The organism is Stenotrophomonas sp. S41 (assembly GCF_016624625.1).
GTDB lineage: Bacteria > Pseudomonadota > Gammaproteobacteria > Xanthomonadales > Xanthomonadaceae > Stenotrophomonas.
This window is the reverse complement of record NZ_JACVTV010000157.1, coordinates 1-7,560: the sequence shown is the minus strand read 5'-3', so window position 1 is coordinate 7,560 and position 7,560 is coordinate 1. Positions and strand designations below refer to the sequence as shown.

Below are 7,560 nucleotides of genomic sequence, written 5' to 3'. Positions count from 1 at the left end.
GTGGTGCGCCCGGAGAGATTCGAACTCCCGACCGCCTGGTTCGTAGCCAGGTACTCTATCCAACTGAGCTACGGGCGCGCGGTACACAATCAATTTGTTACTTCATTTTACTGCATCTTCCAGCGGCGGATGCTGGAAGCCTGTCGAGTGGTGCGCCCGGAGAGATTCGAACTCCCGACCGCCTGGTTCGTAGCCAGGTACTCTATCCAACTGAGCTACGGGCGCCCTGCGACAGGAGCGGAATTATGCGGATGTCGGCGGCTGTCGTCAACGCTTTTGTGAAAATTTTCATTCAACTGAATGAAAAAGCTTTCAGCGACGGCATCCGGGGCCTTCATCCAGGCGAAGTGATCGGCGCGCGTGCCCAGTTCCTGCGCGGACAGTACGCGCACGCGTGAGGCCACATTCGGCAGCTTGGCCAGCAGCGCCTGCATCGAACCGAGCGGCGCGAACCAGTCGTCGGCCATCAGCACCGCCTGCGCGCTGCCGTGGATGCGTGCCAGCTGAGCTTCCAGATCTTCGTCCATGCCCACCGCGGCGTAGTGGTTGTTCAGGCCCACCCGCGCCCAGTCGGCGATCAGCCCGCGTGCTTCGGTGCCGCCAAAGCCGAGGCGACGACCGTGCAGCACACCCTGGCGGCGCGCGATCCACGGCAGGAACCGGTAGAACAGTGGCAGCAGCCAACCGCGCGGGGGTGGGAACACGCGCCAGAACGGCGTGCCGCTGGCCGCCAGCCACAGGCGCTGGAAACACTCCGGGTTGCGCCCTGCATGCAGGCAGGCCAGCTGCCCGCCCAGGCTGTGGCCGCCGATGATCCAGGGCAGTGCGCTGCCTGCATCGTCTTCGCCGGCCAGCGTGGCGTGGCTGGCCGGCAGATCCTGCTCGAGGATCTCGCGGTAGCCCCAGTCGACCGTGCGTGACGGGCGCAGTGAGCTGCTGCCGTTGCCACGCCACTCATGCAGGTAGACGGCGATGCCACGTGCTGCCAGCGCCTGCGCAAGCGGCAGGTAGTGGCGCGCGGCCACGCCCAGCGCCGGCAGCCACAGCAGGCGTGCCAGCGGCTGTGCAGGCATGCAGGCGATGATCTCGTAGCGGTGGCCATCGCCGCTGTCCACGGCGATCGTGCGCGGCGTCGCACTCATGCGTGCGGTGCCGCGCCGAAGTGATCCAGCACCAGCACCTCGCTGCGGCCGGGCGCATAGCCCTGCTGCAGGCCGCGTGCCACGTAATCGATGCCGGCTTCGCAGGCATTGGCCAGGCTGAGCCCGTTGCACAGCTGGGCGGCAATGGCCGAGGCCAGCGTGCAGCCGGTGCCGTGCGCGTCCAGTGGCAGCCGTGCGTGGATGAACTCTTCGCTGCTGACACCGTCGAAGTAGCGGTCGATCACCCGGTTGCCTTCGTGCAGGTGGCCACCCTTCAGCAGTACCGCGCCTGCGCCCATGTCGAGCAGCGCGGCAGCCGCCTGCTCGGCGTGGTCGGCGTTGCCGATGCTGCGGCCGACCAGCAGTTCGGCCTCGGGGGTGTTGGGAGTGATCAGCGTGGCCAGCGGAACCAGCCGTTCTCGCATCGCTTGCAGCGCGCTGTCTTCCAGCAGGCGCGCGCCGCTGGTGGCGACCATCACCGGATCGAGGACCACGTGCGCGGGGCGGCGCTGTTCGAGCACGTCGGCAACGGTGTGGATCACCTCCGCATTGGCCAGCATGCCGAGCTTCACCGCGTGGATGTCGAAATCATCGAAGCAGGCATCCAGCTGCGCGCGCAGGAAGGCGACCGACGGCACGTGCACGGCGGTGACGCCGCGGGTGTTCTGTGCGGTCAGCGCGGCGATGGCGGACAGGCCGTGCACGCGGTGTGCGGCGAAGGCCTTCAGGTCGGCCTGGATGCCGGCGCCACCGCCGGAATCGGAGCCGGCGATGGTGAGGGCGGAAGCGGGAGTGGTCGGGCTCATGCCTCGATTGTGCCGTGGTCCCGCAGGGGAAGGTAGATCCACGCCATGCGTGGATGCCCTTCGTTCAATGCCGCCAGCGCGCCCACTGCTGGTACAGCACATACACGATGCCGGTCAGGCCGGTGAGCAGGGCAGGGGCGAGCAGGGCGTCGTAGCTGAAGTGCATGAACAACCACGCGCCGACGATGCCGCCGCCGAGGAAGCCGCTGATGATCAGCCCGCTCAGGGTCAACCGGCGCACCTGCAGCGGCAGGCCACGCAGCAGGTGGCCCAGGCCGATGCCGAGGTCGGTGAACATGCCGCTCAGATGGGTGGTGCGTACCACCGCGCCGCTGAAGGTGGTGGCCATCGCGTTCTGCAGGCCGCAGGCCATGGCCGCGGCCAGCGCGCCCCAGATCTGCTGCTGCTCGAACAACGGAATGGCCACCAGCAGCAGCGCCGATTCGATCGCCAGGGCCACGCCGTAGCGCCGGCCCAGCTGCAGGGCGCTGTCCTGGATCAGCAGGCCGCTGAGCATCGCGCCCAGCGAGAAGGCGATCAGCAGGCCCCACAGATGGCCGACCGCGCGCCAGTCACCCTGGGCAATCGCCATGCCCAGCTGGCTGGTGCTGCCGGTCATGTGGCTCACCGCCTGGTGCTCGAAGCCCAGGAAGCCGACCACGTTGACCATGCCGGCCACGCTGGACAGCGCGACCGCGCCTATCCAGACCCAGGTGGGCAGGCGGATTCCCATGCCGCCGCCTCAGGGCGACGGCACTTTGCCGCCGTTGAACTGCAGGTCACTGAAGCTGCCGGTGGCCGGGTCGTACACCGCGCCCCAGAACTGCCGGCCGCCATCACACACGCGGATTGCTTCGCGCGCGGGATTGGTGCTGGCATCTTCCGGCAGGTGGAAGGCGTTGATGTAGATCAGCTGCCGGCCGCCACTTTCGATGCCCACGTACTGGCGGTCGAAGTCCAGTACGTGCGGCACCTGTGCTTCCAGCGAGGACAGCTTCGCTTCCATCTGGTCCACCTGCTGCCGGCTCGGCGCCCAGTAGCCGCTCACCCGCCCGGCCTCGCGGCCGGGGCTGGTGCGCGAGCAGGTATCCAATACCTGCGCGGCGATGACGGGGCGGGTGACCACCCACGATTGGCCGGTGCGCTCGGCGGTCGGCACGCTGGCCGGGCCGCGCGTGGTGGTGCACGCCCCCAGGGCGGCTGCGAGAGCGATCGCAGCCGTGGGCAGCAGCAGGCGGGTGCAACGGTTCACAACACCTCCGAAGCGTAATCGGCCAGGCGCGAACGCTCGCCTCGGCGCAGGGTGATGTGCGCACTATGCGGCCAGTTCTTGAAGCGGTCCACCGCGTAGGTCAGGCCCGAGGTGGTCTCGGTCAGGTACGGGGTGTCGATCTGCTCGACGTTGCCCAGGCAGACGATCTTGGTGCCGGGGCCGGCACGGGTGATCAGCGTCTTCATCTGCTTTGGCGTGAGGTTCTGCGCCTCATCGAGAATCAGGTAGCGCGACAGGAACGTACGTCCACGCATGAAGTTCATCGAGCGGATCTTGATGCGGCTGGCCAGCAGGTCGTTGGTGGCCTGGCGGCCCCAGGTGCCGCCTTCCTGGTTGTGGGTGAGCACTTCCAGGTTGTCGGTCAGCGCGCCCATCCACGGCGTCATCTTTTCTTCTTCGGTACCGGGCAGGAAGCCGATGTCCTCGCCCACGCTCACCGTGGCGCGGGTCATGATGATCTCGCGGTAACGCTGCTGGTCCATGGTCTGCGCCAGGCCGGCGGCCAGCGCCAGCAGGGTCTTGCCGGTGCCGGCGGTGCCGAGCAGGGTGACGAAGTCGATCTCCGGGTCCATCAGCGCATTGAGCGCGAAGTTCTGCTCGCGGTTGCGTGCGCTGATGCCCCACACGGCGTGGCTGCCGTGGCGGAAATCATCGACCAGCGACAGCACCACCTTGCCATCGCCGACCACGCGGCTGACGCGCAGCTCGACCTCGTCTTCGCCGGGCAGGTAGACGTACTGGTTCGGGTACCACTCCTCGCCGTCCTGGGCGAGGATTTCGTAATGCGTGCGGCCCTTGTCGCTCCAGCTGCGCAGGTCCTCGCCGTGGCGCTTCCAGAAGTCTTCCGGCAGCTCGGTGGCGCCGGTGTAGAGCAGGCTGAAATCATCCAGCGCGCGGTCGTTCTCGTAATCCTCGGACACGATGCCGGCGATGGCCGCCTTGATCCGCAGGTTGATGTCCTTGGAAACGAACACCACCGGCAGGTCCGGAGTTTCTTCCTTCAGCGCCAGGATCGCGCCGAGGATGGCGTTGTCCGGGATGACCTTGCCGAAACTCTTGCCCGCGTCGAAATGACTGGTCTGGAAGCGCAGCTTGCCGGCGCTCTGTTTGCCGCGCAGCTGCAGGCCGTTGGGGCGCTCCAGCGGAATGCCGTCGGCCAGGTTGTCCAGGCCGGATTCCTGCACCAGCTCATTGAGGAAGCGGCTCACCTGGCGGGCGTTGCGGCTCGCTTCGGAGGTGCCCTTCTTGCCGTTGTCCAGCTCCTCGATCACCTGCATGGGCAGGTAGACGTCATGTTCCTCGAACTTGAACAGCGCGGTGGGATCGTGCATCAGCACGTTGGTATCCAGCACGTAGATGCGCTTGCCTCGGGTCATCGTCATTTCCTGGTTACGGACAGGGAAAAACCACCACGACCTGCTGCGGGGCAGGGTGGTGGCGGACACAGTGGGCGTTGGAACTCACTTGGATTGGGCGGCCTTCAGTTCGGCAAGCACGGCGTCGGCATGGCCGGCGACCTTGACCTTGCGCCAGGACTGCACGAGTTGGCTGTCGGGAGAAATCAGGAAGGTGCTGCGTTCGATGCCACGTACCTGCTTGCCGTACATGTTCTTCATCTTGATGACGTCGAAGGCGGTGCACAGCGCTTCGTCGGCATCACTGACCAGCGGGAAGTTGAATCCCTGCTTGGCGCAGAAGTTGTCGTGCGATTTGACCGAGTCGCGGGAGACGCCGAGAACGACCGCACCGGCCTTCTTGAACTCCGGCAGCAGCGCGTTGAAGTCGATGCCTTCGGTGGTGCAGCCGGGCGTGCTGTCCTTGGGGTAGAAGTACAGCACCAGCCACTGGCCGGCGTAGTCGCCGAGGGTGGACTGCTCGCCGCCGGACAGCGCCAGCGGCAGGGAAAGGGTGATGCTGTCCAGGGTATCGCCGTTGTTCATGAGGTCCTTCTGTCGAGCCTGGGTTGTTTCTACGACAATTGCATGAAACGCCACGCGCCCGTGAGAGGCGCGCGAAAATCCGCACGTCCGATCAGAATTTCATCGGGTCCATGATCGCGTCCAGGTTCAGGTGGTCGCAGAACTCGAGGAAATCGTCGCGCAGCGCGGCGATGTGCATGTTGGCCGGCACGCCGATGGTGACCTGCGCGCTGAACATTTCAGCGCCGGTCTGCATGGCGCGGTAACGCGTGCTCTGCAGGGTCTCGATGGTGATGCCCTGGCGGTCGAAGAAATCGGCCAGCTGGAACAGGATGCCCGGCTTGTCGGCGGCGATCACTTCGACGATGTACGGCAGCAGGTTGGACTGCGCCTGCTTGGCCTCGGTGCGGTACCAGACCAGCTTCAGGCCTTCCTCGCGCTCGAGCCGGGTCAGCATCGCTTCCAGCTTGGCGACCGAATCCCAGGAGCCGGTGGCCAGGGCGGTGACCGAGACATCGCGGCCGACCGTGGCCAGGCGCGCGTCCACCAGATTGCAGCCGCTGTCGGCGATGCGGCGGGTGACGGACAGCAGGGGGGACTCCGGATGCGTCGTGTAGGCGTTGATCAGGAGGTGGTTTTCGCTCGGCGCGGGGCGCGGGGTGGTGTCGGTCAAGGCGATTCCGGGTAATGCAAGGCGTGAGTCTGAATGCCCGCCGGGGGCGGGAATCCACCGGTGTCCAGCATACTTGCCCGTGCTTTCGCGCCGCAAGTAACATTCAGGTGCCCCCGGCCTGTCGTGGCGGGCGTTTTCCCTCCCCAGCCAAGAGCAGCACGTCCTTGTCCCTTTCCGGCCTCATCACCGCGCTGGCGACCCCGTTCCGGGCCGACGGCTCCCTCGACCCCGACGGTTGGCAGCGCCTGCTGCACCTGCAGCTGGAGGGCGGCGTCCAAGGCGTCGTCGTCGCCGGCTCGACCGGCGAAGCCGCCACCCTGTCTGATGCCGAATACGACCAGCTGCTGGCCAGCGCGGTCGAAATCATCGCCGGCCGTGTCCCGGTCCTGGCCGGCACCGGCCTGTCGGGCACCGCCAAAACCATCGAGCAGACCCGCCGCGCCGCCGCGCTCGGCGCCACCCACGCCTTGGTGGTGACCCCGCCGTACGTGCGGCCCACCCAGGCCGGCCTGATCGCGCATTACCGCGCCGTGGCCGACCAGGGCGGCCTGCCGGTGGTGCTGTACAACGTGCCCGGCCGTACCGGCTGCGACATGCTGCCGGAGACCGTGGCCGAGCTCGCCAGTCACCCGAACATCGTCGCCATCAAGGAAGCGGTGGGCGACATGGGGCGCGTGCAGGCCCTGCTGGCCCTGGCCGGTCCGGAGTTCGCCGTGCTCAGCGGCGATGACGGCACCGCCGCCCGCTCGATCCAGGCCGGCATGGCCGGTCTGATCTCGGTCGGTTCCAACGCGCTGCCTGGTGCCTACCGCCGCATGTGCGCGCTGGCCGCCGCCCACGAACATGACGCCACCGAAGCCTGGGATGCGCGCCTGCAGCCGTTCCATGATTTCTGCGGCGTCGAGCCGAACCCGATCCCGGTCAAGGCGCTGCTGCGCCGCATCGGCATCGGCCATGACCTGCGCCTGCCGCTGCTGCCGCTTTCGGCCGCACACCAGCCCGCGGCCGACCATCTCGCCGGCGACATCGCCGCCCTTGAAGCCCTTTCCAGCCACTGACCTGTTGTCGTGGCCTGATCCAGGAGATCCACATGCGTCAATCCGTTTCCACTGTCCGCGTGCTGTCCTACGCCCTGCTTGCCGTCGCCGTCGCTGCCGGTACCACCGGCTGCTTCAAGCGCGGCGCCAAGGGTGATTACGCCCTGGCTCCCGAAATGCGTCCGCTGGAAGTGCCGCCGGATCTGAACGTCCCGGCAGGCGCCGGTGGCAACCAGGTGCCGGCGCTGAGCTCGGCCACCAAGCCGGCGGCTCCGGCTGCTCCGGCCGCCGCTGCCGCCCCGGCTGCTGGCAACAGCGGTTTCACCATCCCGGGCAGCAAGGAAGAGGCTTTCGGCAAGGTCGGCACCGCGCTGGAAGGCGTGGAAGGCGTGACCATCGCCAGCCGCGCGCAGCTGCTGGGCTCCTACGACGTGGCCTATGAAGGCAGCAACTTCCTGGTCCGCGTGGTTGCCGTCGATGCCGGTGCCTACATCTCCGCGGTCGACCCGCGTGGCATGCCGGCCACCGCCGAAGCCCCGGTGAAGCTGATTGCCGCACTGAAGGCGAAGCTGGCGCAGTAAGCGCCGGTGGAGGTTCCGCCGGGCAAGGCCCGGCGCTACCTTCTGCTCTGGTAGTCGCCAACCTTGGTTGGCGCCGACTGACCCGTCCTGCCATAGGTTGACACCTACGGGGTGGATGAACCGGCCGCC

The 7,560-nt window shown here is 67.2% G+C and carries 9 protein-coding genes and 2 tRNA genes; 2 read left to right on the top strand and 9 right to left on the bottom strand.

Translation table 11 applies throughout. From position 1 onward, the window contains the following. Position 1 precedes the first annotated feature (1 nt). From IAE56_RS20020 to IAE56_RS19980, 9 genes are all read right to left on the bottom strand, one after another. Positions 2-78: transfer RNA gene (locus IAE56_RS20020), tRNA-Arg, on the bottom strand. A gap of 70 nt (positions 79-148) precedes the next feature. Next, positions 149-225, bottom strand: a tRNA-Arg gene (locus IAE56_RS20015). Beyond that, positions 216-1,142, bottom strand: coding sequence for an alpha/beta fold hydrolase (locus IAE56_RS20010; protein ID WP_200753722.1), 927 nt, complete (start codon positions 1,140-1,142; stop codon positions 216-218). Before IAE56_RS20010 ends, IAE56_RS20015 begins: the two co-directional genes overlap by 10 nt. Beyond that, the gene (gene thiD / locus IAE56_RS20005; RefSeq protein WP_200753721.1) at positions 1,139-1,948 is read right to left on the bottom strand and encodes a bifunctional hydroxymethylpyrimidine kinase/phosphomethylpyrimidine kinase; all 810 of its coding nucleotides are present in this window, start codon (positions 1,946-1,948) and stop codon (positions 1,139-1,141) included. Before thiD ends, IAE56_RS20010 begins: the two co-directional genes overlap by 4 nt. Before the next feature lie 64 nt (positions 1,949-2,012). Then, positions 2,013-2,681 carry a YoaK family protein gene (locus IAE56_RS20000; RefSeq protein WP_200753720.1) on the bottom strand — a complete coding sequence of 223 codons (669 nt, stop codon included), beginning with the start codon at positions 2,679-2,681 and terminating at the stop codon, positions 2,013-2,015. 9 nt (positions 2,682-2,690) lie between these two features. Further along, the gene (locus tag IAE56_RS19995) at positions 2,691-3,200 is read right to left on the bottom strand and encodes a hypothetical protein (RefSeq protein WP_200753719.1); all 510 of its coding nucleotides are present in this window, start codon (positions 3,198-3,200) and stop codon (positions 2,691-2,693) included. Next, on the bottom strand, positions 3,197-4,597 hold the full coding sequence (locus IAE56_RS19990) for a PhoH family protein (RefSeq protein ID WP_079221478.1): 1,401 nt from the start codon (positions 4,595-4,597) through the stop codon (positions 3,197-3,199). Before IAE56_RS19990 ends, IAE56_RS19995 begins: the two co-directional genes overlap by 4 nt. Before the next feature lie 84 nt (positions 4,598-4,681). Next, a complete protein-coding gene (locus tag IAE56_RS19985; RefSeq protein WP_200753718.1) occupies positions 4,682-5,161 on the bottom strand; it encodes a peroxiredoxin in 480 nt (159 codons plus the stop codon). Positions 5,162-5,252: 91 nt separating this feature from the next. Then, positions 5,253-5,813 (bottom strand): glycine cleavage system protein R, encoded by a 561-nt coding sequence (locus tag IAE56_RS19980; RefSeq protein ID WP_025879444.1) that lies wholly within the window; start codon positions 5,811-5,813, stop codon positions 5,253-5,255. Between the two features lie 164 nt (positions 5,814-5,977). Here IAE56_RS19980 and dapA point away from each other — a divergent pair, with 164 nt between their 5' ends. Further along, positions 5,978-6,871, top strand: coding sequence for a 4-hydroxy-tetrahydrodipicolinate synthase (gene dapA, locus IAE56_RS19975; protein WP_200753717.1), 894 nt, complete (start codon positions 5,978-5,980; stop codon positions 6,869-6,871). A gap of 32 nt (positions 6,872-6,903) precedes the next feature. Beyond that, positions 6,904-7,431, top strand: coding sequence for a hypothetical protein (locus tag IAE56_RS19970; RefSeq protein ID WP_108768502.1), 528 nt, complete (start codon positions 6,904-6,906; stop codon positions 7,429-7,431). The last annotated feature ends 129 nt before the right edge of the window (positions 7,432-7,560 follow it).